Source organism: Pseudomonas sp. 1L-B-1-E-C1, from assembly GCF_057291835.1.
The window spans coordinates 15,459-39,480 of sequence record NZ_JBXAWN010000001.1 but is presented as its reverse complement, the minus strand read 5'-3'; the positions used below and the strand labels follow the sequence as shown (position 1 = coordinate 39,480).

The window sequence follows — 24,022 nt, the reverse complement described above, 5'->3', positions numbered from 1 at the left end:
CCCTAAGCAGCCGTTACCGCAGCAACGGATATGTACTCACTCAAAAAATACCCCACCGCCCCAAAAAAAGCCTTCACGAGCAAGCTCGCTCCCACAGAAATCGCAGGTGTGCAGAAGGTTGAATCAATCCCTATCCCTCTGCCCGCCCTTTGCCTTCACGATCACCACGGTAATGCCTGGCCAGCGGAAAATCCGGCAGCCACGATTCACGTCGCACAATCCAGCTCTCATAAGTCGGATTCAACTGATCCGGCGCATCCAGCGCGCCGAGGTTCACCTCGACCTCATCACCACTGCGATTGAACACCGACGAACCACAGCGCGGACAAAAATGCCGCCCTTGGTAGTCATGGGTTTCACCGCTGATGGTCACAGCGTCCTCAGGAAAAATCGCCGAGGCATGAAACAGCGCGCCGTGGACTTTGCGACAGTCGAGACAGTGGCACAGCCCAACCCGGTAAGGCTCGCCAGAGGCTTGAAAACGCACATCGCCGCACAGGCATCCGCCGGTAAATGTATTCATGGTTCATCTCCATTGCGCCCTTGATAAACACAATCGCCAGGTGCCGTTCAAAGGACCCGTGGCGAACCCCACCCAGCCTATAACAGTCGGTGCCTACGCGCCCGGCACGCGCCGATCTACGGCACCGCAATCTGCCGAAGAACTGACTACGCTGATAGTCCAGCCTGTAATCAGCCAAGGGTGACTGCCATGCAACGCGTTCAGAAACTCACGCCGTGCTTGTGGTTCGATGATCAGGCCGAAGCCGCTGCGGCGTTTTATTGTTCGATCTTCGATCATTCGAAAATCACCGCGCTGACTCACTACAGCAAAGTCGGCCAGGAATTTCACGGGCAGCCGGAGGGCGCGGTGATGACCGTCAGCTTCGAGCTCGACGGCCAGACGTTCACCGCGCTCAACGGCGGGCCGGTGTTCACCTTCAACGAGGCGATTTCATTTCAGGTCAATTGCCAGGATCAAGAAGAAATCGACCATTTCTGGGGCAACCTGTCCGCCGGCGGCCCGGTGGAAGCGCAGCAATGCGGCTGGCTCAAGGACAAGTTCGGCGTGTCGTGGCAGATCGTCCACGTGGGGTTTCTGCAGATGCTGCAAGACCCGGACACGCGCAAGTCACAGCGGGCGATGCAGGCGATGTTCCAGATGAAAAAGCTCGATGTTGCCGCACTGCAACGGGCATTCGACGGCCAGAGCTAATACACTCGGGCGCAGACTTGCCGGGAAGACCACGATGAAACACGCCGCTGCGAAAAACCCCGAGAAAGCCCCGCTTTTCTGGCGCGACGACGCCCTGCCCTTCATCGAGGCGCGCGCCATCGCCGATGGCCGTGAGGTGTGCTACGCGCGGCATTCCCACGCGCACTTTTCCATCGGCGCGATCACCGCCGGGCGCAGTACCTATGTGCATGAGCAAGCACAGTACGAGGTGGCGGCGGGCACCGTAGTGCTGATGAATCCCGGCGATGTCCACGCCTGCAACCCGATCGACGATCAGCCGTGGTCGTACGTGATGTTGTATGTCGAGACGCCGTGGCTGACGGATTTGCAGCACCAGTCGGGGTTTGCGGCGGAGCTGGAATTTCGCCGTTTTTCAGACACGCACCTGAGCGATGCCGGACTGTTCGCCAAGTTGATGGGGCTGTATGAAGTGTTGATCGACGACCAGCAGGAAGCGCTGTGTAAACAAAGCGCGGCAGTGGAGTTTTTCAGTGATTTGCAGCTGCGCCTGAACCCGGCTGATCAGCCAGTACGTGAGCCGAATTTCAAACTTGAACGCGCCGCCGGGTTCATCCGCGAACATTGCACTGAGGTGTTGAGCCTTGACGCGATTTGCGCGGCGGCGCAGCTGTCGCCGTCGTACCTGATTCGCGCATTCAAGCAGCGTTACGGGATGACGCCGCATGCCTTCGTGGTCAACCAGCGCATCCAGTTCGCCCGCGAACGTTTGCGCAGCGGGCAGTTGATTGCTGACGTGGCGCTTGAGGCCGGATTTGCCGATCAGGCGCATTTTCAGCGAGCGTTCAAACAACATCTGGCGGCGACGCCGGGGCAGTATCGCGGCTGAACCCAATCTCCGAGCACACGCCAATCCCCTGTAGGAGCTGCCGAGTGCAACGAGGCTGCGATCTTTTGATCGTTAAAAGCAAAATCAAAAGATCGCAGCCTCGTTGCACTCGTCAGCTCCTACAGAGGGAATGCGGTCAGGAAATCAAGTGAACAGCAGATAAATCGCGCTCGCCACCAACAACACCGCCATCAACCGATTGAACCAGCGCATCCCCGCCGCATTGCTCAGATAGCCGCGCAGGAAGGTCCCGGCATACACCCAGCAGCCCACCGACAGATAGCAAATCACCAGATACACCGCCGCGAACTGCCAGACCAGCCGCGCCTCGCCGTCGGCGACAAACGCGCCCATGCCAGCTACGCAGGCCAGCCAGGCCTTGGGGTTGAGCCATTGCATCACCGCGCCATAGAGCATCGAAGGCGCGCGGCCAGAATCGCTGGCATTCAACCGGCCGTCATCGCTGGCGAGTTTCCAGGCCATGAACAGCAGAAACGCCACCCCGGCCCATTGCACCACGCGAGTCATGAACGGCCACAACTGCAGCACTTCATGCAGGCCCAGGCCCATCAGCACCAGCAACAGCACAAAACCCAGCGTTGCCCCGGCCACGTGCCGTTGGCTGGCGCGAAAACCGTATTGCGCACCGGAACTCAAGGCAACGATATTGACCGGCCCGGGCGTGATGGAAGCGGCCAAGGCAAATGCCGCCATGGAAAGAATCAGACTCATTGCACACCTGCTTCAAATCGAGGAACGAGGTGGCTACGGTAGCCAGCGCGGGAGTGGCGGTATTGAAGAAAATGCCCCTGAGGATGCGAATCACCTGTGGGAGCGAGCTTGCTCGCGAAAGCGGTGGGTCAGTCAGCCCGATGTTGGCTGGGCTGACGTCTTCGCGAGCAGGCTCGCTCCCACAGGGTTTTGTGTGAGGCTCAAATCTCTCACACCCCACAAGACCTGTGGGAGCGAGCCTGCTCGCGAAAGCGTTCGGTCAGTCACAACAGATTTGTCAGGACTGAGGCCATCGCGAGCAGACTCCCCCTACAGCGCCACTCAGGCCAGACGCGGTACGGTAAAGCGGAACTCACTACCCTGCCCCGGCTCACTCTCGGCGACGATCTGCCCGCCGTGAGCTTCAACGATGCCCTGGGTGATATACAAACCAAGGCCGGTACCGGTCGGGTTGCCTTCTTTCACCGTCCAGTAGCGATCAAACACATGCGGCAAGTGCTCTTTTGGAATGCCCTCACCGCTGTCACGCACAGTGAAGACGATCTCATCGCCGACCGATCTGGCATGCACACCCACCGTACCCATGCGCGGGGTGAATTTGATCGCGTTGCCGACCAGATTCGACAACACCTGAAACAGCCGCTCAGGATCGGCATGGATGCGCAGATCAGGATCGGACTGGAAGGAAATGTTGATGTCCTTGACCTGCGCCAGCGGCAAAAGCAAGGCCTGCGCCTCTTCGAAAATATGCCCGACGTCCAGCGGCTGCGGGGTGATGGAGTAGCGCCCGGCGTCGATTTTCGAGGTATCGAGAAGGTCTTCCAGCAGCGTGTTCATCCGCGCCGTGGCCTGTTGCATGGTGTCGATGGCCGTGGAGATACGCCGCGAAGTGTGCGCGCCTTCCGAGCTGAAGGCTTTTTGCATCATGCCGCAGAGCATGGAAATCACCGTCATCGGGTTGCGCAGGTCATGGGACACCACCGCCACCAGATCATCGCGCGCCTGCACGGCCTCCTGCTCGCGCCGCACCTGGCGGGCCAGATCGTTTTCCAGCGCCGAGCGGCGCAGATCGTTGGCGGCGAATCGATCACCGTGGCTCCACTTGGTGGAGATCCCGGCCATCTCGACTTTCCAGATCTCGAACGAGGTACGCGGACGCAGGCGCAGACCGGCGTCGGAGTTTTCCAGGTCCAGCGGTTTGCGCGGGTCGCCGCTCCAGTTGATGTTTTCCTTCACTTCCGGACGGAACCACAGCACCCCGTTGTCCACGGGTTTGGGCAGGCTCATGGCGAGCACACCGCTGGCCACTGACTGATACTGCGCCGCTGGCGGGTAAACACTGGACAGATGATGGCTGGCAAACACCGGCTCGCCGCGTTCCTGCAACCATTTGTGCAACGCACGAATCTCTTCCGGCGCCGGGCAGTTGCCGTAACGGTGCAATTGTTTGTCTTCGATGATCGCGATGCCACCGGCGTTGGCCAGCGCCATCAGCGTCGCCGGCTGCTGAGCGAGGCCGTCGAACACGTTCTGCGGCGAATCGATCATCGCTTGATTGAGCCGCGCCAGCGCCTCGACCTTTTCTTCGCGCTGGCGGGTCAGTTCCAGGGTTTCCATCGCACTGATCTGCAACGACAGAACCTGGCCGATGGTCTGGCAGGCCATGCGCAACTCATGCGGCACGTGCAGCGGCTGGCGGTTGCCGCAGCTGATCAGGCCCCAGAGCTTGTCGCCCTTGAGCAGGGAAATGCTCATCGACGACAACACGCCCATGTTCTTCATGTACTGGCAGTGAATCGGCGAGACGCTGCGCAACGTGGCGAAACTCAGGTCCAGCGGTGTATGGGTATCGGGACGCAACTTCGGCACCAGCGGCACCGGCTGATAATCGGCATTGGGGATGATCCGCAGCCAGTTGGTGCGATACAGCTCGCGTGCCTGCTCGGGGATGTCCGAGGCCGGGAAGAACAGACCGTTGAAGACTTCCATCGACGGATCGGACGCTTCGGCGATGACCTGACCGTGGCCCTCTTCCTCGAAGCGATAGATAAGCACCCGGTCGTAGCCGGTCATTGCCTGGATTTCCTTGACGCTGATGTCGTACAAGGCCTGCAGCGTGGTCGCCGCTTGCAGACGCTGGAGCATGCGGCCCAGATGGGTGTTTACCCCGGCGACGTTGCGCGGCTGGAAATTCTTTACGTGGATCTCGAGCTCGAGAATCAGTACGCCCTGGTGCCGATGCAGCAAACCTTCGAAGGCGGTGCCGTTAAGCTCCAGGCGCAGCGGCGCCGCTTCGGAAAACGCCGTTTGCAAGGCTTCAAGCACTTGCCCGGTGTGCTCGGCGCCGATCAGGCTGTGCAGCGGCTGGCCGATCAACGATTCGGGCGCGCGGGCCAGCAGGGTTTCGACGTTGGCGCTGACCTGAATGATCTGCAGCGCAGGCTCGCTCAGGGTCAGCAGCAAACCATGAGGCTGTATCGCGCCGGGAAAGCGGATCGGCTCGTCGGCACAGTTGGCCAGCAGTTCTTCAAAGGCTTGTTGGTCTTGCAGGTTCATGCCAGTACCTCCTGGCGCTCGAGCCACTGCTCGAAACAGCTGAATGTGGTTTGTGCTGCGCTGACCACGGCCGCGCGTTCGCTGGCATCCATGGGCCGGATGCTCAGGTATTCGATGAACTCGCGCCAGCGCCGACCGGTGGCCGCGCCGTAGACATCCAGAAACGCGGCGCCATTGTCAGCATCCAGGTTCAGTCGAGCGGCGATTTCCCGACGCAGGATCTGCCCGCCGAGAGTGGCGCCTTCGAGCACGTAAAGAACCCCAAGGCTGGCGGCGCTGGAGTCGATCACCGGCAAGTCTTCGCACAGCGGCAAGTCATTGGCCATTGCGCCCAGCGCGCGCAGGTCGGCGTGCAAGGTGTCGGCCTTCAAACGAGGCGTCAGGTTGAAATCGTCCGGCACCGCCCCGCTGACCAGCAACGCCCGTTCCAGCGGCTGATAGAAACCGTAATAGGCCGCCATCAAGCGTTCGAAAGCGGGGGTATCGAGGGAGTCGGAGAAAAAAGGAAGGCGTTTTTCCAGTGCGATGTGCAGTTCGGCTGTGCCGGCCCGCAGATCCTGCAGCACCGGTGGCACATAAACCTCACGGGCCTTTGCTTGCATGTAGATCGCTCTTGGTGGGACCCGGCAGGGGCCATTCTGGGTGGGCACGACGTGGGGTGGGAATTTATCACGCTACGAGGCTTTTTCTGCCTGCAGAAGCGTTTTTTCTGTCGAGCCGCGCCCCTATGACAGTTTGAGAGTGGCGCCGGATCGAAAAAGTTCGACCGACGCCATTATCCTGCCACCCTCCACCGCCTCAGTCAGCGGCGCTGTCGTTCTGCACGGATGGATCACCGTTGGCTGGCACGCTGGTGTCGGGAACGCGTTTTGACGGGTTACTGTGTTCGGCGCCAGGGTAACCGGGCAAACCGCGAGTATCGTCCGGTGTCATGACATCTTCGCTGTCACGGCTGACGTCCCAGTCGGTGGTGGCGTTGGGATCTTCATCACGCCCGGCCGTACCGATGGCAAAGCCGTCGTCGTTGGGATTGCCGGTGTCATCGAGGGTTTTGTCGTTGCTGGATGGGTGGTTCATGTCTGCCTCCAGAACACGTTGATCGGACTTGTTTGGAAACGCCCTGGCCGCTCAAGTGCAATGGACAAGACCAACGGTGCATTCGCGGCACTGGTCGCCTGGCTTGAACCACCACTACTGCGGACTGTTCTCAACAGAAACACTCACCCGAGCACCGCCATGAGCCATCCGCGAGTCGGTATCGAGGAAGAGTATTTCCTCACTGATCTGCAGACCCTGCGCATGGTCGGCAGCCCGCCACCACAGGCGATCGAGGCTTGCCGGGGGGCGCTGGGTGTGTGGTTTGCCACGGAGATGTTTCAGGGGCAGATCGAGGTGGCCTCGCCGGTGTTCAGCGACTTTCTGCATGCCGGCGACTTTCTCCGTGGCAGCCGTCAGGCCTTGGGAGCAGTCCTCGAACCGTTTGGCCTGGGCGTGCTCAGCGCCGGCAGTCATCCGCTGGCCGACTGGCGTGAGCAGGTGCCGACCGACGAGGAACATTTCCAATATTTGTTCGAACGCTACGGCCATGTCGCGCGGCGCAGCGTGTTGTCAGGCCTGCATGTGCACGTCGAAGTGATCGAGCCGCTGGATCGCATTGCGGTGATGAACGAAGTGCTGCCGTGGACGCCGCTCCTGCTGGCGCTGAGCTGTTCATCGCCAATCTGGGATGGCGCCGGCAGCGGTTTCATGAGTTACCGGCAGACGGCCTGCGACGAATGGCCCCGCATGGGCATCCCGCCGCTGTTTGCCGATCAGCGCCATTACGACGAGCACCTGGCGTTTCTCACGCGCATCGGCGCGATCACTCAGCCGAGCGAGTGTTGGTGGGGTGTACGTCCGGCCGCGCGCTTTCCGACTCTCGAACTGCGCATGACCGACGCTTGCCCGCGGGTCGATGATGCGCTGACGCTCGCGGCGTTTTTTCGCGTATTGGTGGCTCATGCCAGTGCACAGCGGCGCCCCGGTCTGCTGTACGACCAGACCGCGCGTTCGATGCTGGAAGAGAACCGCTGGCGGGCCAAACGCCTGGGGATTCATGCGCGCTTTCTGGTCGAAGGCATCGACGGTGACTGTTCGACCGCGCAGTGGCTGGAACTGGCCGAGCAGCGTTTTGCCGAGACCGCGCAGGCATTGGGCGCGGCGCAATTGTTCGAACGTGCGCGGGCGATCATTGACAGCGGCACCAGCGCCGATCGGCAACTGGCGCTGTTCAACCTGGCGTCTGAACAACCGCAAAACGGCCGCTCGGCCCTGGCGCAAGTGACCGAACTGTTGCTTCAGGAAACGGCTGGCTGAGCGTCTTCGGACGGCCCCTTGAGTTCGACCTGATTGCCGTCCGGGTCGAAACAGTACAGCGACAGGCCGTAACCCTCAGCACCGAAACGTCTGGCGGCTCGCTCCACGGTCAGCCCGAACGACTGCAGGTGAGCGATGAGCGCGGCTTCGTCGAACGGCTCGATGCGCAGACAAAAGTGATCGACATTGCGTTTGTCCGCCCCAGCCGCACCACCGCCCTTGCGCCCGAGTTCGCCCGCCAGGTCAACCAGATCGATCATCGACGTGCCGGCCCGCAAGTGCACCAGCCCCAGCGGCTGGTTGTGCCTGACCACTTCGGCGCCGAATACCCTAGCGTAGAAATCGATGCTGCGTTGCAGATCGGCGACGCGCAGGACGATGTGATCGATGCGCTGAATGGAAAACGGATGCATGGGTTGGCTTCCTTGAAAGCGGCGACCCGCTCATTGTGCTGCACCAGCGAAAAAATTCACTGTCGATTTTTCGGTGGAGCCATCGACAAAGCGGATTTACTCTCAGGCCATGAACATACCAGCCGCTGTCCTGCCACCCCACGCCGAAATGGTTCGCGCCATGCTCGAACGCGACACTGCCTACGAAGGCGTATTCTTCACGGCGGTGAAAACCACCGGGATCTTCTGCCGCCCCAGTTGCACGGCGCGCAAGCCGAAACCGGAGAACGTCGAATTCTTTGCCCATGCCGACGAATGCCTGTGCGCGGGCTATCGCGCCTGCCTGCGTTGCAAGCCACTGGACGCGGCAGCCATCGCCCCGGACTGGGTGCAGCGCCTGCTCAACGCGGTAGACGCCGATCCCGAACGGCGCTGGAGCGATGCACAATTGCTCGCCGAAGGCATCGAGCCGCTGAAGTTGCGGCGCTGGTTCAAGCAGCACTTCGGCATGACCTTCCACGCCTGGCTGCGTACCCGCCGCCTCGGCATGGCCCTGGGCGGAATCAGGCAAGGCGCGTCGATAGATCACGCTGCGTTTGATTCCGGCTATGAGTCGCTCAGTGGTTTTCGCGACGCCTTTCAGAAGTCTTTCCACATTACCCCGGGCCGAGCCGCCAACAGTGAGCCGTTGCTGTTCACCCGCCTGACCACGCCGCTGGGGCCAATGATCGCCATGGCCGAGCGCCGTGGGCTGGTGCTGCTGGAGTTTCTTGATCGTCCGGCGCTGACCCGTGAAGTCGAAGCGCTGCAAAACCGTTATGGCTACGCGGTCGCGCCGGGGCACAACGGCCACTTGCAGCAGATCGAGGTGCAACTGGCGGATTATTTTGCCGGCAAACTCACGCAATTCAGCGTGCCGTTGCACCTGCCCGGCAGCGCGTTCGCCCGCGAGGTCTGGGCGGCGCTGCTGCGAATCCCCTACGGCCATACCAGCACTTACGGCGCTATCGCCGCCGCGCTGGGCAAACCCGGCGCCAGCCGTGCGGTAGGCCTGGCCAACGGGCACAATCGCCTGTCGATCGTGGTGCCCTGCCACCGAGTGATCGGCGCGGACGGCTCGCTGACCGGCTATGGTGGCGGCCAGCCGCGCAAGGCGTTTTTGCTCAGGCTGGAAAACGCTGTGCTGCAAATGACTCAGCAACTGGCTTTCTGAAGCATTCAATTGATCAAGCGACAAGGGATTTCAATGATTACGCTCGACCCACGGCAGCATGACTGACGCGTACGACGCGGCCAGCGCCTTTCTCGCCGCAATAGACACTGACTGGCAGCGCCATATCCGTGCCGTTGGCCCCTGCCTGCATCAGCCGCACCCGGCGCGGGATCCGTATGAGTCGCTGGTGCGCGCGATTGCCTATCAGCAACTGCACGCCAAAGCTGGCGATGCGATTCTCGGGCGTCTGGTGGGGTTGTTTCCCGGGCAGGCGTTTCCGCGTCCGGAGCAGATTCTGTCGACTGAGGTCGAGCAACTGCGTGCTTGCGGTTTTTCGGCGAGCAAGATTGCGACGATTCAAGGGATTGCCCAGGCGACGCTGGACGGCGTGGTGCCGGATTACCCGACGGCGCGGGTCATGGACGATGAAACCCTGATCGAACGTTTGACCAGCCTGCGCGGCGTCGGCCGCTGGACCGTGGAGATGCTGCTGATCTACAGCCTGGAACGCATGGACATCCTGCCGGCGGATGACTTCGGTGTGCGTGAGGGTTATCGGCGGTTGAAGGGGCTGGACGCGCAGCCGACGCGCAAACAGATGATCGAGATTGGACGGGCGTGGAGCCCGTATCGGACGGTGGCGGCCTGGTATCTGTGGCGGGTGGCCAAGGGTTAGGCCGCGTTATCGTTCTTCGCGAGCAGGCTCGCTCCCACACTGAATCAGCGTTCGGCGCTCTGTTTCCGCGCTCCCGGGGTGAGCGGGAGATCGAACTGGCGCTGCAGATCTTCAGCCTTGAGAATCTCGAACAACGCCTGCGCCGCCGCCGACAATTCATTGCCCGGCTCGGTCAGCACACCGATTGCCCGCTCGACCGAATCGTTCAAGGTCAGGCAATGTGCACCCAACTCGCGCATTTGCCCCGCACACAACGCCGGCACCGCACTGACCCCGAGCCCGCTGGCGACCATGCGGCCGACCGTCGCCAATTGATGACTCTCGAACTCCACCGGCAACTTCATTGCGCGTGCCTGCAAATGCTCTTCAAGCATGACCCGCACGGTCGATGGCCGCTGCAGGGTGATGAACGGTTCCTGCAACAAGGTCTGCCAATCGATGTCGGCGCGATCGGCCAGCGCTGAATCCGCTGGCACCACCGCGACGAAGCGATCGACATAGAGAGGCGTGAACGTCATCGACGTGCTCTGCATCGGCGCGAACGCGACGCCGAGTTCGACCTGCCGGTCGCGGACCATTTCCAGCACTTGCTCGTTGATCACGTCATTGACCGTGACGTTGACGTTCGGATAACGCGCGCGAAAACTCTTGAGAATCGGCGGCAGCAGATTGCCGGCAAACGACGGCATCGCCGCCAGCGTCACGCGCCCGCGTTGCAGGCTGAAACGCTGACGCATCTCGTCTTCAGCGTTGTCCCAGTCGGCAATCAACCGGCGTGCCAGCGGCAGCAGGGATTCGCCCTCCGGGGTCAGCGCGACATTCCGGGTATTGCGGCTGAACAGCCGCCCGCCCAACCCCTCCTCCAGCGCTTTGATGGTCAGGCTCAATGCCGACTGGGACAGGTGCAGGCGCTCGCAAGCGACGGCGAAACTCAAGCTGTGGGCCACGGCGAGAAACGCACGGATCTGTTTGATGGTCATGGTCGCTTTGCTCCAGTTGCGAGCGGCAAGCTTCAAGCTGCAAGCCGTGAAACGATGGCCCTCTGTAGGAGCTGCCGAAGGCTGCGATCTTTTGATCTTGAAAATCAACGGCAAAAGATCGCAGCCTTCGGCAGCTCCTACAGGAGATCGCCGAAACATTAATTATTGACGTTTATCAATCAATCAACCGCAAAAATCAACTTAACAAATATATTCCACGGAGAGACACTCCAGTCATTCGGCTAGCCAGCCGCCCGCAAATAATAAAAGAGGTGCCTATGGCAGGTTTCGACAAGCGTGTGAGTTCCTACGAGGAAGCGATGGCCGGGCTGGAAGACGGCATGACCGTCATTGCCGGCGGCTTCGGTCTGTGCGGCATTCCGGAAAACCTGATCGCCGAGATCAAGCGCAAGGGCACCCGCGACCTCACTGTCGTCTCCAACAACTGCGGCGTCGACGGTTTCGGCCTTGGCGTGCTGCTCACCGACCGCCAGATCAGCAAAGTTATCGCCTCGTACGTTGGCGAAAACAAACTGTTCGAAGAGCAGCTGCTCAAGGGCGACATCGAAGTCATCCTCACCCCGCAGGGCACCCTCGCCGAGAAGATGCGCGCCGGCGGCGCAGGCATTCCGGCGTTCTTCACCGCCACCGGCGTTGGCACTCCGGTCGCCGAAGGCAAGGAAGTGCGAGAATTCAAGGGTCGCAAGTACCTGATGGAAGAATCCATCACCGGCGACTTCGCCATCGTCAAAGGCTGGAAGGCCGACCATTTCGGCAACGTCGTTTACCGTCACACCGCGCAGAACTTCAACCCGCTGGCCGCCACCGCCGGCAAGATCACCGTGGTCGAAGTCGAAGAAATCGTCGAACCCGGCGAACTCGACCCGACGCAGATCCACACCCCGGGCATCTACGTCGACCGGGTCATTTGCGGCACGTTCGAAAAACGCATCGAACAACGCACCATCCGCAAATAATTCAGGCCCACGGAGAACAACAACATGGCACTTACCCGCGAACAAATGGCTCAACGCGTCGCCCGCGAAATGCAGGACGGCTACTACGTCAACCTCGGTATCGGCATTCCGACCCTGGTCGCCAACTACATCCCCGAAGGCATGGAAGTCATGCTGCAATCGGAAAACGGCCTGCTCGGCATGGGTCCGTTTCCGACCGAAGAAACCATCGATGCCGACATGATCAACGCCGGCAAACAAACGGTAACTGCGCGGATCGGCGCGTCGATCTTCAATTCCGCCGAATCCTTCGCGATGATCCGCGGCGGCCATGTCGACCTGACCGTACTCGGCGCGTTCGAAGTCGACGTCGAAGGCAACATCGCTTCGTGGATGATCCCCGGCAAACTGGTCAAGGGCATGGGCGGCGCCATGGACCTGGTGGCCGGTGCCGACAACATCATTGTCATCATGACCCACGCGTCCAAGGACGGTGAATCCAAGCTGCTGGCCAAATGCAGCCTGCCGCTGACCGGCGCCGGCTGCATCAAGCGCGTGCTGACCGACCTCGCCTATCTGGAAATCGAAAATGGCGCTTTTGTCCTCAAGGAACGCGCACCTGGCGTCAGCGTTGAAGAAATCGTCGCCAAAACCGCTGGTAAACTGATCGTCCCGGATCACGTACCGGAAATGCAGTTCGCTGCCGAGTGAGGAATTCGAAAATGCAAGACGTCGTCATTGTTGCCGCCACGCGTACCGCGATCGGCAGTTTTCAGGGCTCCCTGGCCAACGTATCCGCGGTAGATCTGGGCGCGGCGGTGATCCGCCAGTTGCTCGAGCAGACCGGCCTGGACGGTGCGCAGGTCGATGAAGTGATCATGGGCCAGGTGTTGACGGCCGGCGCCGGGCAGAACCCGGCGCGTCAGGCCGCGATCAAGGCCGGCCTGCCCCATGCGGTACCGGCGATGACTCTGAACAAGGTCTGCGGTTCCGGCCTCAAGGCTCTGCATCTGGGTGCGCAGGCAATCCGCTGCGGCGACGCCGAGGTGATCATCGCCGGCGGCCAGGAAAACATGAGCCTGTCCAACTACATCATGCCGGGCGCCCGCACCGGTCTGCGCATGGGCCACGCGCAAATCGTCGACACCATGATCAGCGACGGCCTGTGGGATGCGTTCAACGATTACCACATGGGCATCACTGCAGAAAATCTGGTCGACAAGTACGGAATCAGCCGCGAACAGCAGGACGCTTTTGCTGCTGCTTCCCAACAGAAAGCTGCTGCGGCCATCGAGGCCGGGCGCTTCGTCGATGAAATCACTCCGATCCTGATTCCCCAGCGCAAGGGTGATCCGGTCGCGTTCAAGGTCGACGAGCAGCCACGGGGCGATACCACCGCCGAATCCCTGGCGAAACTGCGTCCGGCGTTCAAAAAGGATGGCAGCGTCACCGCTGGCAACGCCTCCTCGCTCAACGACGGTGCCGCCGCCGTGATTCTGATGAGTGCCGAAAAAGCCAAAGCCCTCGGCCTGCCGGTTCTGGCCAGAATCGCTGCCTACGCCAACGCTGGGGTCGACCCGGCAATCATGGGCATCGGCCCGGTATCGGCCACCCGCCGCTGCCTCGACAAGGCCGGCTGGAACATCGACCAGCTCGACCTGATCGAAGCCAACGAAGCGTTCGCTGCACAATCGCTGGCGGTGGCCAAGGATCTTCAATGGGATCTGGACAAGGTCAACGTCAACGGCGGCGCCATCGCTCTTGGTCACCCGATCGGCGCATCGGGTTGCCGCGTGCTGGTGACATTGCTGCACGAAATGCTCAAGCGCGATGCGAAAAAAGGTCTGGCGACCTTGTGCATTGGCGGCGGTCAGGGTGTGGCTTTGGCGTTGGAACGCGCCTGATACGGAGTTCAAGGTTGACGGCGGATCCACGACATCCGCTGTTGGCTGGCAACAAAAAACCCGGTGCGATTTGCGTTGCACCGGGTCTTTTTTTGCCTGTCGAGAAGCTGTGGTGAATGTTCTGGCGCCTTCGCGAGCAGGCTCGCTCCCACAGGGAAATGCAGTCCAGAATGTGGGAGCGAGCCTGCTCGCGAAAGCGCTTGTTCAGGCGCCAACCACTCAAGGCTTGCGTAGCATATAGGTATCCATAATCCACCCATGCTCCGCCCGCGCCGCTTTGCGCACCCGCTCGATCTCCTCCGCCACATCCGCCAGCCGGCCGCTGAGCAGAATCTCATCCGGTGTGCCGAGGTAAGCGCCCCAGAAAATCTCGGTCTGCCGATCCGCCACGCGCTGGTATGAATTCTCGGCATCAAGCATCACCACCAGACTGTCTGCCTCACTCACCTGCCCCGCCGCCAGCCGCCGGCCCGTGGTGATTTCCACCGAACGGCCAATCGTGTTCAGCGGTATCTTGTGCTGCGCAGCCAGGGCTTGAACGCTGGTAATCCCGGGAATCACCTCGTACTCGAATTCACACTGTCCCGACGCCTCTATTGCCTGGAGGATCCTCAGCGTGCTGTCGTACAACGCCGGATCGCCCCATATCAGAAAACCGCCGCACTGGCCGTCGGACAATTCTTCATTGATCAGCCGCTCGAAGGTCAGCTGTTTGGCGCGGTTCAGTGCATCGACGCTCGCCGTGTAGTCGACATCGCCGCGCTCGCGCTCGGGACTGCGGGCTTCGACGAAGCGATAAGCATGATCGGTGATGTAGCGCTCGCAGATCTCCCGGCGCAGGTCGATCAGCGTCTGCTTGCTCTGGCCTTTATCCAGCAGAAAGAACACATCGACCCGATTCAGCGCTTTCACTGCCTGCATCGTGATGTAGTCCGGATTGCCGGCGCCAATGCCGATGACCAGCAGCTGTTTCATCAGAATGCCTCTTCAAGGGCCATGCCCGGCAAGCGCAGACGCCAGATACCGTTGAAGCGCAGCTCGATCACCGACAGCGGCTCGACGTCGATCGCATTGAACGCTGCGCCCTGCAGCACCTGCATCAGCGCCGCGCGAATGACGAACGGATGGGTGACCGCTACCACATGCCCGGGCGTTGGGGCGATTGTGTCCAGCCACTTCGTAACTCGTTGCGTCAGTTGCCTGACCGATTCGCCGCCATGGGGGGCTGCTTCAGGATCGACCAGCCAAGCGTGTAACGCTTCAGGCTCATAGGCTTGCAGCTCCTTGATCGATTGGCCGTGCCAGCGCCCCCAATCACAATCGCGCAGGGCCTGGTCAATCTGCGCATCGGCGCCAAACCACGCCGCCGTTTGCCGGGTACGCAACTCAGGCGCGCAAATCAGTCGCCGTGGCGAGGGGAATCGCGCCCTGAATACGTCAGACGCTAAAGCCAAATCTTCAACAGGCTCGTTCGTAGGAAAACGCGCCAGTTTTTGTGCGACGGTTCGCGCATGGCAAATCAACGTCAAACGGCTACTTGGCACAGGCAGGTACTCGGTCGAAAGATATGAAACCAACGGCAATCAGCCAATTCGCGGCCTATTGTGCCGCAAACGATAAACTTCAGTACTGCCGGCCGCAAACCGAATGGGCAATGTCTGACACGGTATAAGGCAATGGACTACAACATCCTGCTACTTCCACGTAGCCCTTGTTACACGGGCTCCTTGCACGCTTTTGGTGCTTTCTGCACCTGTACAAAAATTCGCTAGACATGTAGCGCCCATTACATAAATACTCTTTTAACGGATTGTGAAACGAATTCGACACCCTCATCCAGCAGGAGCCCGGATGCCCCCTCTCAGAGACCTGATCACCGACCCCGGTCTGGAACTGACGCCGTCAGAGCGCAAAGTCGTCCGCGCCCTGCTCGATCAGTATCCGCGCAATGGTCTCGGTCCAATGGCGCGTTTGGCCGAACATGCCGGAGTCAGCGATCCGACCATCGTGCGCCTGGTGAAAAAGCTCGGTTTTGGCGGTTATGCCGAATTTCAGGAAGCATTGCTCAGCGACATGGACCATCGCTTGCGCTCGCCGCGCACGTTGCTGCAGCCGCGCTCGCAGCAGAACAAGGACGATGCCTGGGGCCATTATCTGGCCGACAGCCACCGCTTGCTGGTCGACACCCAGGCGCTGACCCAACCCGAAGACGTGCGGATCCTCGTGGAATGGCTGCTCGACACCCGCCATCAGGTTTACTGCTTCGGTGGCCGTTTCAGCATCCTTATGGCCAATTACCTGCTCAACCATCTGCGCCTGCTGCGTCCCGGTTGCTTCGCCCTGGAAGACAACGCCCTGTTGCCCGACCGTTTGTTCGATCTGCAACGCCAGGATGTGGTGCTGGTGTTCGACTACCGGCGCTACCAGACCCAAGCCCTGCGCGTCGCCACCGCGGCGAAGAACAACAACGCACGGGTGGTGCTGTTCACCGATATCTATGCCTCGCCGCTGCGCGAGATGGCCGACCTGATCATCAGCGCCCCGGTGGAATCGGCGTCACCGTTCGACACCATGGTGCCGGCGCTGGCGCAGGTCGAGGCGCTGATTGCCTGCCTGACCTTGCGCGTGCCGGACCCGGCCGATCGCCTGGAAGGCATCGACGCCCTGCGCAATGACTTTGCGACTCACCTGCTGGAGGAAAAATAAGGATGTTCAGCCTTCCCCACCACTCGCCTCGGGACCTGCCGTTTGCGTTCGACCACACCGCCTTGTTGCTGGTGGACATGCAGCGCGCCTGGCTCGAACCGCAATTCGACCCGCACCTGAGCGGGCCGGATGCCGAGTATTTTCTCCAGCGTGCGCGCAGCCAGGTGGTGCCCAATCAACAACGTCTGCTTGGCGCCTTTCGCCAGGCGCGGCAGAACGTGCTGCACACGATTATCGAAAGCCTGACCGCCGACGGTCGCGACCGCTCGCTGGATCACAAGCTGTCGGACATGCACCTGCCCAAGGGCAGCGCGCAAGCTCAGGTCATCGCTGAACTGACCCCGGCCGAGAACGAAATCGTGCTGCCGAAGACCTCCTCCGGGGTCTTCAATTCGACCAACATCGACTACGTGCTGCGCAACTTGCAGACCCGTCATTTGATCATCGCTGGCATCGTCACCGACCAATGCGTGGACATGGCCGTGCGCGACGCCGCCGACCGTGGCTATCTGGTGACGCTGGTGGAGGACGCCTGCGCCACTTACACAGCCGAACGCCACCACGCCTGCCTGAATGCAATCAAGGGTTACTGCTGGATCACCGACACCGACACCGTGCTCGGGCGTTTGCAGGAGATGCAGCCATGAGCACACGCCTGACGCCGCTGCCGATGACCACTCTGGTGACCACCGATCTGATCGGCATCACCCGTGGCCGCTCGTTCCCTACCGACGAGCTTGAGCACTATCAGGCAGCGGGTTGCGGCTGGGTCCCGGCCAACAGCGCGTTGACGCCACAAGACATCATCGCCTCGAGCAATCCGTGGGGCGCATACGGCGACCTGCGTCTGATTCCGGATCCGAGCAGCCGCGTTACCGTCGGCAGCGGCCCGGATGCCAACGCGCCGGCGCTGGACTTCATCCACGCCGACATCCGCGAAACCGATGGCCAGGCGTGGGGCGCCTGTCCGCGCACGCTGCTGCGCGATGAAATCGAGCGCTATCGCGATGAACTGGGTTTGCAGGTCAACGCAGCCTTCGAACACGAGTTCAACCTGCACGCAGGCGTCGCCGAACACGCAGCGTTCTCTCTCGAAGCGCAGCGCCAAGGCGCCGAGTTCGGCGGCTGGCTGCTCAGTGCCCTGCGCGCCGGTGGCGTCGAGCCGGAAATGTTCCTGCCGGAATACGGCAAGCACCAATACGAAATCACCTGCCGCCCGACCTTGGGCGTGGCGGCGGCTGATCGTGCAGTCAACGTGCGCGAAATCACCCGGGAAATCGCCCGGCAGCTGGGTCTGGAATTGAGTTTCGCGCCGAAGACCGCCGCCGAAGCGGTGTGCAACGGTGTGCATCTGCACATCAGCCTGCTCGATCTGGCCGGTCAACCGATGCTGTATGACGCCGGCACCAGCAACGGTCTGTCGAGCATCGGTCAGCACTGGGCTGCCGGCGTTCTGCATTATCTGCCCGCACTCTGCGCCTTTACCGCGCCGACGCCGCTGTCGTACGAACGCTTGCAGCCGCATCACTGGAGCGCGTCGTACGCCTGCCTGGGGCAGCAGAACCGGGAAGCGGCGCTGCGCATCTGCCCGACCGTGACGTTGGGTGGCAAGTCCGCCGCGCAGCAGTTCAACCTGGAATTCCGCGCCATGGACGCCACCGCCTCGCCGCATCTGGCCATGGCCGCGTTGCTGATCGCCGGGCGACTGGGCATCGAACAGCGTCTGGCCCTGAACGCGATTACCGATGAAATTCCCGATTCACTCAACGACGAGCAACGCAAGGCCCGGGGCATCGTGGCCCTGCCCGCCTCACTGGCCCAGGCGCTGGATTGCCTGCGCGACAGTGCAGCCTTCAACGAATGGCTGCCCAAGCCGTTGCTCGACACTTATTACGCCCTGAAAACCGAGGAACTGGCGCTGACGGAACAGCTCTCGCCCGCTGACTTGTGTGAGCACTATGCACGCCTGTACTGAATCCGCCGAGCTGGGCTTGTACACCCGCCCGGTCTACAACCTGAGCCGCGAGGACTCGACGAATCCGTTGATCCTTGTGTGCGAACACGCCAGTCGTTACATCCCCGACGCCCTGAACAATCTGGGCCTGGACGAGCCTGCCGCGCGCGAACACATCGCTTGGGACATCGGCGCGCTGCAACTGGCCGAACAATTGTCGGAACAACTTGGCGCCACCCTGCTCAGCGCCAACTATTCACGGCTGTTGATTGACCTCAACCGCCCGCGTCATGCGCCGGACAGCATTCCAGTGCAGAGCGAGATCTATCAGATCCCCGGCAACCGCGAGCTCGACGAAGCGGCCCGCGAGTATCGCCGCCAGACCCTGTTCAAACCGTTTCACGCACGTTTGCAGACATTGATCGACGAGCGCATTGCCCAAGGCCAAGCGGTGCGCGTGGTCGGTATTCACAGTTTCACCCCGGTGTATTACGGCCAGCCGCGACCACTGGAAATCGGCGTGTTGTTCGGCCAGGCCAAAGCCTACGCCCAGCGCCTGCTCGACGGACTGCAAGCGCATCCGCTGAAAGTCGCAGGTAACCAGCCGTACAGAATTGATCCGCTGGGCGACATGACCGTACCGGTGCACGGCGATGCCCGTGGGCTGGAGGCGGTGTTGATCGAAGTGCGCAATGATCTGCTGCGCAGCCCCGAAGCCGTCTCGCGCTGGGCCGGCTACCTGGCACCCTTGCTGTAAGAATGGCGGTAAATGATCGACCGATAGAACAACTGAAACGACCGATGGCTGACAAGGAGTTGCGCTTCATGGAAATTGAAGATTTCGGCTACAAGCAAGAGTTGAAACGGAGCCTGACGCTGACCGATCTGGTGGTGTACGGGATGATCTTCATGATCCCCATCGCCCCGTTCGGGGTGTATGGCTACGTCAATGCCGAGGCACCGGGGATGGTGCCGCTGGCCTACATCATCGGCATGGTGGCGATGCTGTTCACCGCGCTGAGCTACGGCAGCATGGCCAAGGCCTTTCCGATTGCCGGCTCCGTGTATTCCTACGCCCAGCGCGGCCTCAATCAACACGTCGGCTTCATCGCTGGCTGGCTGATGTTGCTCGATTACCTGCTGATTCCGCCGCTGCTGTACCTGTATGCGGCGATGGCGCTCAACCATTTGTACCCGGAGATTCCCAAGGTCGGTTTCATTCTGGCGTTCCTGGTCAGCGCGACGTTCGTCAACCTGCGCGGCATCACTTTTACCGCACGGATGAACATCCTGTTCCTGCTGGCGCAACTGGTGGTGTTGGGCATCTTCCTGTTTTATGCCTGGAATGCTCTGCACAACGGCGGCGGTAACGGCGAGCTGACGCTGGCGCCGCTGTATCACCCGGAAACCTTCAACTTCGCCTTGCTGATGCAGGCGGTGTCGATCGCCGTGCTGTCATTCCTCGGCTTTGACGCGATCTCGACCCTCGCCGAAGAAATCAAGGAAGATCCGGGCCGCAGCGTCGGCAAAGCAGCACTGATTACCCTGGCGGTGATGGGCACGATTTTCGTCGTACAGACGTGGATTGCCACCGATCTGGCGGCAGGCATGGGCTTCAAGTCCGCCGATACCGCCTTCTATGAAATCGCTGAAATGGCCGCCGGCAGCTGGCTGGCGACCCTGACCGCCGTAGCGACGGCGCTGGCGTGGGGCGTCGCGGTGGCGATCACCTCGCAGGCCGCCGTGTCGCGCCTGCTGTTCGGCATGGCCCGCGACGGCAAACTGCCAAAGGTGCTGGCCAGGGTCCATCCGAAACACAACACGCCTTACCTGAGCATTTATCTGGTGGCGGTGCTGTCGCTGCTGATCTGCTACCTGTTCATCGAGGCGGTGGACATTCTCACTTCGCTGATCAACTTCGGCGCCCTCAGCGGTTTCATGCTGTTGCACCTGACGGTGATCAACCACTACTGGCGTCGGCAGAAGTCAGGCCAGTTTGTGCGCCATCTGCTCTGCCCGGTGATCGGCTTCATCATCGTCGCCGCCATCATGTACAACATGGGCGTCGATGCGCAGAAACTCGGCCTGATCTGGATCGCTCTGGGTCTGGTCTACCTGTTCTTCCTCAACAAGCTCGGCGCCAGTACGGTGTTGCCCGATCCGAGCAATGGCTGACAAGAAAAAGAGCGGCGTCTGACAACAAATCAGGCGACCGCCGATTCAACGCGTGGAAACCGACAGTGATAGTCAGGTTCGGCGAATGGGCCGAACCTTTTGATACAGGAGTACATCCATGCTGGTCTTACGTCCAGTCGAGCAGAATGATCTGCCCCAGCTACAGCGCCTGGCCCGCGAGAGCCTGATCGGCGTGACCTCGCTGCCCGATGACAGCGACCACCTGCGCGACAAAATCGCTGCCTCGTGCGCGTCCTTCGACAGCGCGGCCACGGCGCAGGGGCCGGAGAACTATTTCTTTGTGCTCGAAGATCCTGATCGTCAGCAATTGGTCGGCTGCTCGGAAATCCTGGCCACCGCCGGCTTCAAGGAGCCGTTCTACAGCCTGCGCAACCGCCATTTCACCAGCGCCTCGCGTGAATTGAACATCGAGCATGGCGTGCCGGCGTTGTCGCTCTGCCATGACCTTAGCGGGCATACCCTGCTGCGCGGGTTCCACATCGACGCCACGCTGGTGCGCACGCCGTTTTCCGAACTGTTGTCGCGGGCGCGCCTGCTGTTCATTGCCGCCCATGCGCAGCGGTTCTCCGAAGCGGTGATTACCGAGATCGTCGGCTACAGCGACGAGCAGGGTCACTCGCCATTCTGGGATGCGCTGGGCAAGCACTTCTTCGACCTGCCCTACGCCGAAGCCGAGCGTCTGTGCGGGTTGCAGAGCCGCACGTTCCTCGCCGAACTGATGCCGCAATACCCGATCTACGTGCCGATGCTGCCGCAAGCGGCGCAGGACTGCATCGGCCGGGTCCATCCGGACGGTCAGGAAGCGTTCGACATCCTTGAGCGCGAAGGCTTCGAAACCAACAGCTACATCGATCTGTTCGATGCCGGTCCGACCCTGTATGCGCGCACCGCGAACATTCGTTCGATCACTGGCAGCCAGACCGCCATCGTTCGACAACACGCTTCGATGGACGCTCGTGGCCGTTATCTGTTGAGCAACGACGCTCTGCATGACTACCGCGCCATCGTCACCGAGCTCGACTATCACCCCGATCAACCGCTGCCCCTCACCCCCGAGATCTGTGCGGCGCTGAAAGTGAGCGATGGCAGTTCGATACGGTTGGTCGCCTTGTGATCCGCCTCCCCCGTTCGCGCCTGAATCGGTACGCCGAAGGAGTTAGAGCATGATTGTCCGTCCAGTTAAAGTCAGTGACCTGCCTGCGTTGATGACCCTCGTGCAACAGGCAGGGCCAGGCTTCACCACCCTTCCGGCCAACGAGGATCGACTGGCGCATCGGGTACGCTGGGCGCAACGGGCCTTCGCCGAGCAGGTGGAACGGGCCGATGCCGATTACCTGTTCGTCCTCGAGGACGATGACCAGCGCGTAGTCGGCGTCAGTGCGCTGGCCGGCGCCGTCGGTTTGCGCGAGCCCTGGTACAACTACCGGCTGGGCGTGACCGTCAGTTCGGCACCCGACCTGGGTATTCAACGACAGATCCCGACGTTGTTTCTCAACAACGAGCTGACCGGGCAATCGGAACTGTGCTCGCTGTTCCTGCGTCACGACCAGCGCAGCGGCAGCAATGGGCGTTTGCTGTCGCTGGGGCGTCTGCTGTTTGTCGCCGAATTCCCGCACCTGTTTGGCGAGAAGATGATCGCCGAATTGCGCGGCAGTGCCGATGCAAACGGTTGTTCGCCATTCTGGGACAGCCTCGGCAGGCATTTTTTCCAGATTGATTTCACCCACGCCGATCACTTGGCCGGCCTGGGCAACAAAGCCTTCATCGCCGAATTGATGCCACGTCAGCCGCTCTATACCTGCCTGCTGACCGAACAGGCGCAGGCCGCGATCGGCCAGACTCACCCGAACACCCAGCCGGCATTGAAAATCCTGCAGGCCGAAGGCTTTGCGCACAAAGGCTACATCGACATTTTCGACGGAGGCCCGGTCATCGAAGCGCCGGTGCGCAGCATCCGCACGGTACGCGACAGCCTCGAACTGACCCTGAGCCTCGGCACCCCGGACGAGCAGGCGCCGCTATGGCTGATTCACAACCGCCGCCTGGAAAACTGCCGCATCACCGTGGCGCCCGGGCGACTGGTGGGCAATAGCCTGATGGTTGATCGTCTCACGGCCAAACGCCTGCAATTGCAGCCGGGCAATTCGGTGCGCGCAGTGCTGCTGCCCCATCAACAGCAGCACGCCGTGGCGGCCTGATAGGTTCAGCACAGAGGGTTAAACCTTTCAGCCGCCAGTCCTGCCGCGCAAATTCGTCATGATTCCTGACCCATCCGCGTGATAGCCTTTTCATTCTTCGGCGTTGACACCTTTGCTCAAGCCTCTCCATTCCTTATGTATTGGTGGACTCGTATGACCAGGCTTTCCCATCAAGATTTGCGCCGTAATTTCCGTCAGCTGCTGGCCTCCGACACCTGCTATCACACGGCTTCGGTGTTTGATCCGATGTCCGCCCGCATCGCCGCTGACCTGGGTTTCGAAGTGGGTATTCTCGGGGGTTCCGTGGCCTCGTTGCAGGTGCTCGGCGCCCCGGACTTCGCCCTGATCACCCTCAGCGAATTCGCCGAACAGGCAACGCGCATTGGCCGCGTCGCCCAATTGCCAGTGATCGCCGACGCCGATCACGGCTATGGCAACGCTCTCAACGTGATGCGCACCATTGTCGAACTGGAGCGCGCCGGTGTCGCGGCATTGACCATCGAAGACACTTTGCTGCCGGCGCAATTCGGCCGCAAATCCACCGACCTGATCACCGTTGCCGAAGGCGTCGGCAAGATCCGCGCGGCGCTGGAAGCCCGGGTCGACACGGAAATGGCGATCATCGCCCGCACCAACGCCGGCATTCTGCCGAATCAGGAAATCATCAGCCGCACCCGCCAATATCAGGCGGCGGGCGCTGACGGTATCTGCATGGTCGGCGTGCAGGACTTCGACCAACTGGAACAGATCGCCGAGCACCTGACGGTGCCGCTGATGCTGGTCACCTACGGCAACCCGGCCCTGCGCGACGACAAGCGCCTGGCCGAACTCGGTGTGCGCGTAACCATCGACGGCCACGGCGCCTACTTCGCCGCGATCAAGGCCACTTACGACAGCCTGCGCGAACAGCGGCAGATCTTTACCCAGGCCTCCGACCTGAGCGCGACCGAATTGACCCACACCTATACCCAGCCGGAGGAATACATTCTCTGGGCCAAGGAATACATGAGCGTCAAGGAGTGATGCACACGCTGCACCGGCCCCTTCGCGAGCAGGCTCGCTCCCACAGTTGAAATGCGGTCCCCTGTGGGAGCGAGCCTGCTCGCGAAAGCGTCTATTG

At 61.3% G+C, this 24,022-nt stretch carries 25 protein-coding genes; 16 read left to right on the top strand and 9 right to left on the bottom strand.

What is annotated here, in order from left to right; all coding sequences use genetic code 11:
- Nucleotides 1-130 precede the first annotated feature (130 nt).
- Nucleotides 131-523, bottom strand: coding sequence for a GFA family protein (locus AC0Z4S_RS00185; protein ID WP_485621576.1), 393 nt, complete (start codon nt 521-523; stop codon nt 131-133).
- Between the two features lie 189 nt (nt 524-712).
- Here AC0Z4S_RS00185 and AC0Z4S_RS00180 point away from each other — a divergent pair, with 189 nt between their 5' ends.
- On the top strand, nt 713-1,216 hold the full coding sequence (locus AC0Z4S_RS00180) for a VOC family protein (RefSeq protein ID WP_253500824.1): 504 nt from the start codon (nt 713-715) through the stop codon (nt 1,214-1,216).
- A gap of 34 nt (nt 1,217-1,250) precedes the next feature.
- A complete protein-coding gene (locus AC0Z4S_RS00175) occupies nt 1,251-2,084 on the top strand; it encodes an AraC family transcriptional regulator (RefSeq protein ID WP_485621575.1) in 834 nt (277 codons plus the stop codon).
- A gap of 144 nt (nt 2,085-2,228) precedes the next feature.
- Here the strand turns inward: AC0Z4S_RS00175 and AC0Z4S_RS00170 are convergent, their stop codons facing one another.
- The 4 genes from AC0Z4S_RS00170 to AC0Z4S_RS00155 form a co-directional block, all read right to left on the bottom strand.
- The gene (locus AC0Z4S_RS00170) at nt 2,229-2,816 is read right to left on the bottom strand and encodes a LysE family translocator (protein ID WP_253500822.1); all 588 of its coding nucleotides are present in this window, start codon (nt 2,814-2,816) and stop codon (nt 2,229-2,231) included.
- 321 nt (nt 2,817-3,137) lie between these two features.
- On the bottom strand, nt 3,138-5,372 hold the full coding sequence (locus tag AC0Z4S_RS00165) for an ATP-binding protein (RefSeq protein WP_485621574.1): 2,235 nt from the start codon (nt 5,370-5,372) through the stop codon (nt 3,138-3,140).
- Nucleotides 5,369-5,974, bottom strand: a complete 606-nt coding sequence (locus tag AC0Z4S_RS00160) for a biliverdin-producing heme oxygenase (protein WP_485621573.1) — start codon at nt 5,972-5,974, stop codon at nt 5,369-5,371. Before AC0Z4S_RS00160 ends, AC0Z4S_RS00165 begins: the two co-directional genes overlap by 4 nt.
- Nucleotides 5,975-6,170: 196 nt before the next feature.
- Nucleotides 6,171-6,449 carry a hypothetical protein gene (locus AC0Z4S_RS00155; RefSeq protein ID WP_485621572.1) on the bottom strand — a complete coding sequence of 93 codons (279 nt, stop codon included), beginning with the start codon at nt 6,447-6,449 and terminating at the stop codon, nt 6,171-6,173.
- Nucleotides 6,450-6,608: 159 nt separating this feature from the next.
- Between AC0Z4S_RS00155 and AC0Z4S_RS00150 the strand changes: the two genes are divergently transcribed.
- The gene (locus AC0Z4S_RS00150; RefSeq protein WP_485621571.1) at nt 6,609-7,727 is read left to right on the top strand and encodes a carboxylate-amine ligase; all 1,119 of its coding nucleotides are present in this window, start codon (nt 6,609-6,611) and stop codon (nt 7,725-7,727) included.
- Here AC0Z4S_RS00150 and AC0Z4S_RS00145 read toward each other — a convergent pair.
- Nucleotides 7,709-8,140, bottom strand: coding sequence for a VOC family protein (locus AC0Z4S_RS00145; RefSeq protein WP_485621570.1), 432 nt, complete (start codon nt 8,138-8,140; stop codon nt 7,709-7,711). The genes AC0Z4S_RS00150 and AC0Z4S_RS00145 overlap by 19 nt on opposite strands.
- A 109-nt stretch (nt 8,141-8,249) precedes the next feature.
- Here AC0Z4S_RS00145 and AC0Z4S_RS00140 point away from each other — a divergent pair, with 109 nt between their 5' ends.
- Nucleotides 8,250-9,332, top strand: coding sequence for a bifunctional transcriptional activator/DNA repair enzyme AdaA (locus tag AC0Z4S_RS00140; RefSeq protein ID WP_485621569.1), 1,083 nt, complete (start codon nt 8,250-8,252; stop codon nt 9,330-9,332).
- A gap of 58 nt (nt 9,333-9,390) precedes the next feature.
- Entirely contained in the window at nt 9,391-10,008 is a 618-nt protein-coding gene (locus AC0Z4S_RS00135) for a DNA-3-methyladenine glycosylase family protein (RefSeq protein WP_485621568.1), read from the top strand.
- A gap of 44 nt (nt 10,009-10,052) precedes the next feature.
- Here the strand turns inward: AC0Z4S_RS00135 and AC0Z4S_RS00130 are convergent, their stop codons facing one another.
- On the bottom strand, nt 10,053-10,988 hold the full coding sequence (locus AC0Z4S_RS00130; RefSeq protein WP_485621567.1) for a LysR substrate-binding domain-containing protein: 936 nt from the start codon (nt 10,986-10,988) through the stop codon (nt 10,053-10,055).
- Between the two features lie 278 nt (nt 10,989-11,266).
- Between AC0Z4S_RS00130 and AC0Z4S_RS00125 the strand changes: the two genes are divergently transcribed.
- Genes AC0Z4S_RS00125 through AC0Z4S_RS00115 form a run of 3 tightly spaced genes read left to right on the top strand, consistent with a single transcriptional unit; the run spans nt 11,267 to nt 13,848 of the window.
- Nucleotides 11,267-11,965, top strand: a complete 699-nt coding sequence (locus AC0Z4S_RS00125) for a CoA transferase subunit A (RefSeq protein ID WP_042609530.1) — start codon at nt 11,267-11,269, stop codon at nt 11,963-11,965.
- 24 nt (nt 11,966-11,989) lie between these two features.
- Nucleotides 11,990-12,655, top strand: a complete 666-nt coding sequence (locus AC0Z4S_RS00120) for a CoA transferase subunit B (RefSeq protein ID WP_039762320.1) — start codon at nt 11,990-11,992, stop codon at nt 12,653-12,655.
- A gap of 11 nt (nt 12,656-12,666) precedes the next feature.
- Nucleotides 12,667-13,848 carry an acetyl-CoA C-acetyltransferase gene (locus tag AC0Z4S_RS00115; protein WP_485621566.1) on the top strand — a complete coding sequence of 394 codons (1,182 nt, stop codon included), beginning with the start codon at nt 12,667-12,669 and terminating at the stop codon, nt 13,846-13,848.
- A gap of 219 nt (nt 13,849-14,067) precedes the next feature.
- Here the strand turns inward: AC0Z4S_RS00115 and cobF are convergent, their stop codons facing one another.
- Both cobF and AC0Z4S_RS00105 read right to left on the bottom strand, forming a co-directional pair.
- Nucleotides 14,068-14,823 (bottom strand): precorrin-6A synthase (deacetylating), encoded by a 756-nt coding sequence (gene cobF / locus AC0Z4S_RS00110; protein WP_485621565.1) that lies wholly within the window; start codon nt 14,821-14,823, stop codon nt 14,068-14,070.
- Nucleotides 14,823-15,392: a histidine phosphatase family protein gene (locus AC0Z4S_RS00105; protein WP_485621564.1), complete on the bottom strand. Its 570-nt coding sequence runs from the start codon at nt 15,390-15,392 to the stop codon at nt 14,823-14,825. The genes cobF and AC0Z4S_RS00105 overlap by 1 nt, the downstream gene beginning before the upstream one ends.
- 307 nt (nt 15,393-15,699) lie before the next feature.
- Here AC0Z4S_RS00105 and AC0Z4S_RS00100 point away from each other — a divergent pair, with 307 nt between their 5' ends.
- The 8 genes from AC0Z4S_RS00100 (at nt 15,700) to AC0Z4S_RS00065 (ending at nt 23,925) form a co-directional block, all read left to right on the top strand.
- The gene (locus AC0Z4S_RS00100) at nt 15,700-16,554 is read left to right on the top strand and encodes a MurR/RpiR family transcriptional regulator (protein WP_485621563.1); all 855 of its coding nucleotides are present in this window, start codon (nt 15,700-15,702) and stop codon (nt 16,552-16,554) included.
- Nucleotides 16,555-16,556: 2 nt separating this feature from the next.
- The gene (locus tag AC0Z4S_RS00095; protein WP_485621562.1) at nt 16,557-17,201 is read left to right on the top strand and encodes a cysteine hydrolase family protein; all 645 of its coding nucleotides are present in this window, start codon (nt 16,557-16,559) and stop codon (nt 17,199-17,201) included.
- Nucleotides 17,198-18,529, top strand: a complete 1,332-nt coding sequence (locus AC0Z4S_RS00090; protein ID WP_485621561.1) for a type I glutamate--ammonia ligase — start codon at nt 17,198-17,200, stop codon at nt 18,527-18,529. Before AC0Z4S_RS00095 ends, AC0Z4S_RS00090 begins: the two co-directional genes overlap by 4 nt.
- Nucleotides 18,513-19,265, top strand: coding sequence for an N-formylglutamate amidohydrolase (locus AC0Z4S_RS00085; RefSeq protein ID WP_485621560.1), 753 nt, complete (start codon nt 18,513-18,515; stop codon nt 19,263-19,265). The genes AC0Z4S_RS00090 and AC0Z4S_RS00085 overlap by 17 nt, the downstream gene beginning before the upstream one ends.
- 68 nt (nt 19,266-19,333) lie before the next feature.
- Nucleotides 19,334-20,683 (top strand): APC family permease, encoded by a 1,350-nt coding sequence (locus tag AC0Z4S_RS00080; RefSeq protein ID WP_485621559.1) that lies wholly within the window; start codon nt 19,334-19,336, stop codon nt 20,681-20,683.
- Between the two features lie 118 nt (nt 20,684-20,801).
- Complete coding sequence (locus AC0Z4S_RS00075; protein WP_485621558.1) at nt 20,802-21,818, top strand: arginine N-succinyltransferase; 1,017 nt, start codon at nt 20,802-20,804, stop codon at nt 21,816-21,818.
- Nucleotides 21,819-21,867: 49 nt separating this feature from the next.
- The gene (gene astA, locus AC0Z4S_RS00070) at nt 21,868-22,902 is read left to right on the top strand and encodes an arginine N-succinyltransferase (protein WP_471879882.1); all 1,035 of its coding nucleotides are present in this window, start codon (nt 21,868-21,870) and stop codon (nt 22,900-22,902) included.
- A gap of 153 nt (nt 22,903-23,055) precedes the next feature.
- Nucleotides 23,056-23,925, top strand: a complete 870-nt coding sequence (locus tag AC0Z4S_RS00065) for an isocitrate lyase/PEP mutase family protein (RefSeq protein WP_016774123.1) — start codon at nt 23,056-23,058, stop codon at nt 23,923-23,925.
- Nucleotides 23,926-24,022: the final 97 nt, after the last annotated feature.